This is a genomic window from Chthoniobacter flavus Ellin428 (genome assembly GCF_000173075.1).
GTDB lineage: Bacteria > Verrucomicrobiota > Verrucomicrobiia > Chthoniobacterales > Chthoniobacteraceae > Chthoniobacter > Chthoniobacter flavus.
Genome location: NZ_ABVL01000062.1, coordinates 1 through 2953 on the forward strand (window position 1 = coordinate 1; position 2953 = coordinate 2953).

Consider the following 2953-nt stretch of genomic DNA (forward strand, 5'->3'; position numbering starts at 1 on the left):
CAACAATGCTGCTTAGTGGCATGAGCGTGGAAAGTGGCCTAACGCCCCCAAGCTCAGCGACGGGCCCGTAGGCGCGCCGAACGCAGGAGCGAGTTCCCGGCCCGTTCGCTGCAGCGCTTGGTTAGGCGATTTGATTTCGTGAGCGGAATCGCGCATGGAAAAGAGAGAAGCTTAGTCGCTGAGCTCAGCGAGAATAGTCAGGTGCTTTCGGTTCCGCGAACAGAAAACGCCTGGATGAACCTTGTGCTTGTTCGCCTCTTCGTGAGTAAGGGCGATGATAAGCGGAGAGTGGCACCAACGGCAGAGCAGTTCCTCGCCTCGCTTGTGCAACTCAATGATGCTCACAATGCTGTGTTGCTTCGAATCGTAGATGACAGTTTTGCGCTCACGCATGGCAGTCGCCTAACGCCCCCAAGCTCAGCGACCGCGGAGCACGGCGCGGCGGCTGCACCGTGGGGGAAAGGCGGAGGCCGGAAGCAGCCGCCGTGACGTGCGGAGCGGTTCGCTGCAGCGCATGGTTAGGCATTGCGGTCATTGCGGAAAATGCGTTGAAAAAAGCGGACCAAAAAGTTTGGACGGCGCTTGCAACACGAGCCGTTCTTGAAGTCGAGGAAGCGTTCGTGTGCGGCGCGTCCTTCGGGCGTGAGGTAGTAAGGTGTGTCTGCGGGAATCGCTTGCCAGTCGAACGTGTCGCCGTCGCCGTGGATGGTAGAAACGCAGCAACCCTCGACACACTCGCGCACCAATGACTCCTCCTTGGCCGTCTCCGGTTGCTTGCGGACATAGGAATAGCCGCCGGGCGCATGGCGGGCGAAGACCGTGGGTGCCGTCTCGCGGCAGAGGTCGCAGTCCATGCACTGGTCAGACACATAATACTTGCCGGGGACGTTCTCAGGTGCTCGGTGCTGGAAGTCATCGCGTGGCATTCAAAGTGTTTGTTGGACTATCGTTCAAACGAGACGGTAGCGACGCCTAACGCCCCCAAGCTCAGCGACCGCCTCCGGGAGCCCACACCCGCTGACACGGAAAGGGAGCGAGCAGGAGCCGTGCATGGCGCGCGGCCTGCCGGGGCGCAGGTGGTTGCAGGCGGCGTGACAGGCGCGACTCCTGCGGCGGTCGAATTACCAAAGACCTCCACTCCCGGATGGGAGGCGGTTCGCTGCAGCGCATTGTTAGGCGACTGGTTCATCTGCAATTTCGTCGTAGTCGCTCTTCCCTTGGCTCCAGGCGTCGAGTGGAGTTTTGCCGACGACCTCGTATTCTTTTCCCCATCGGGCGTCCCATAAAATGACGGTGTCCGGCGTCTCAAGCTTTACGGCCCACATTGGACCGACACCACCGTCTCCGAAAAAGACGCAGGATGATACAAACTCATGTGGTAATTCCTCGCGGCTACGGAGGACCTGGTTGGAACGAACAAGTCCCTCTGGTCCGAAAAGTGGCCAGAAAAAGCGGGCATTTGTCGGGCCACAAAATCCGTTAAAGCTGAGATAAAGGTCACGCAGTGTGGGACTGAGTGACTCGCCGAGATCCTGCTCCGCGCGCTGTATCTCCTCGAGCGTTGCCGGTGCCCCAAACGGGAAGCCGCGGAAAAGTTCTAGCACTTGTTCAGCGAGGCTCATGCGAAGGACGTGGAGTCGCCTAACGACCCCAAGCTCAGCGACTGCGGAGGGACGGCGTGACTGCTGCGCGGCGGGTTCCTTGAGGAGCAGCAGGCATGACGGCCCGGAGCAGTTCGCTGCAGCGCATGGTTAGGCCACTTGGGTTTTTTGGTCATGGCTTACGAGTTTCTTCGTCCAGTGCGGCGCACCGATCAGCGAAACAAGTCCGGCAACGAACGTTAAACATGGACGAGTAAGCTGGTAGAGGTTCTCAACGTGCGGATCACGTGCAGGATCATTGTGGGAAACCGTGACGAAATAGTGAATCCAGTTAATGACATCCGCGAACGAGGACAGGATAAAATAGAGTCCCAGGAACACGAATGCGAAGCTATACAGATCGGTGCGAGTGAGGCCGCCGATGCTCACGCTCGTATCTGCTCCACGGCTGACAAGGCGACCGATGGCGCGCGCAAGAATCCAGAGCCCGGTTGCGAAGATGACCAAGAGCACAGCGGGAGCATAGGGTGCCAGAACAATGGACAGTGAACGCTCGTGGCCCAGCGGAGTCATTGCGGCAGAAGCGAACAGTGGGAGAGCCCAAAAAAGCCCATACAGGGCGAATAGGCGAAGGATGATGACAACAATGCTGCTTAGTGGCATGAGCGTGGAAAGTGGCCTAACGCCCCCAAGCTCAGCGACGGGCCCGTAGGCGCGCCGAACGCAGGAGCGAGTTCCCGGCCCGTTCGCTGCAGCGCTTGGTTAGGCGATTTGATTTCGTGAGCGGAATCGCGCATGGAAAAGAGAGAAGCTTAGTCGCTGAGCTCAGCGAGAATAGTCAGGTGCTTTCGGTTCCGCGAACAGAAAACGCCTGGATGAACCTTGTGCTTGTTCGCCTCTTCGTGAGTAAGGGCGATGATAAGCGGAGAGTGGCACCAACGGCAGAGCAGTTCCTCGCCTCGCTTGTGCAACTCAATGATGCTCACAATGCTGTGTTGCTTCGAATCGTAGATGACAGTTTTGCGCTCACGCATGGCAGTCGCCTAACGCCCCCAAGCTCAGCGACCGCGGAGCACGGCGCGGCGGCTGCACCGTGGGGGAAAGGCGGAGGCCGGAAGCAGCCGCCGTGACGTGCGGAGCGGTTCGCTGCAGCGCATGGTTAGGCATTGCGGTCATTGCGGAAAATGCGTTGAAAAAAGCGGACCAAAAAGTTTGGACGGCGCTTGCAACACGAGCCGTTCTTGAAGTCGAGGAAGCGTTCGTGTGCGGCGCGTCCTTCGGGCGTGAGGTAGTAAGGTGTGTCTGCGGGAATCGCTTGCCAGTCGAACGTGTCGCCGTCGCCGTGGATGGTA

At 59.1% G+C, this 2953-nt stretch carries 5 protein-coding genes and 1 pseudogene; all 6 read right to left on the reverse strand.

The features are described 5' to 3' along the window. Window positions 1-171: 171 nt before the first annotated feature. Window positions 172-393 (reverse strand): hypothetical protein, encoded by a 222-nt coding sequence (locus CFE428DRAFT_RS32610; RefSeq protein ID WP_006980228.1) that lies wholly within the window; start codon window positions 391-393, stop codon window positions 172-174. A gap of 125 nt (window positions 394-518) precedes the next feature. After that, window positions 519-926: a ferredoxin gene (locus tag CFE428DRAFT_RS35170; RefSeq protein ID WP_006980229.1), complete on the reverse strand. Its 408-nt coding sequence runs from the start codon at window positions 924-926 to the stop codon at window positions 519-521. A gap of 246 nt (window positions 927-1172) precedes the next feature. Further along, on the reverse strand, window positions 1173-1622 hold the full coding sequence (locus CFE428DRAFT_RS32620; RefSeq protein ID WP_006984031.1) for an SMI1/KNR4 family protein: 450 nt from the start codon (window positions 1620-1622) through the stop codon (window positions 1173-1175). A gap of 129 nt (window positions 1623-1751) precedes the next feature. Next, the gene (locus CFE428DRAFT_RS32625; RefSeq protein WP_042726310.1) at window positions 1752-2264 is read right to left on the reverse strand and encodes a hypothetical protein; all 513 of its coding nucleotides are present in this window, start codon (window positions 2262-2264) and stop codon (window positions 1752-1754) included. A 149-nt stretch (window positions 2265-2413) separates the two neighbouring features. Beyond that, a complete protein-coding gene (locus tag CFE428DRAFT_RS32630) occupies window positions 2414-2635 on the reverse strand; it encodes a hypothetical protein (protein WP_006980228.1) in 222 nt (73 codons plus the stop codon). A 125-nt stretch (window positions 2636-2760) separates the two neighbouring features. Next, a pseudogene (locus CFE428DRAFT_RS32635) lies at window positions 2761-2953 on the reverse strand (ferredoxin); the annotation flags it as partial.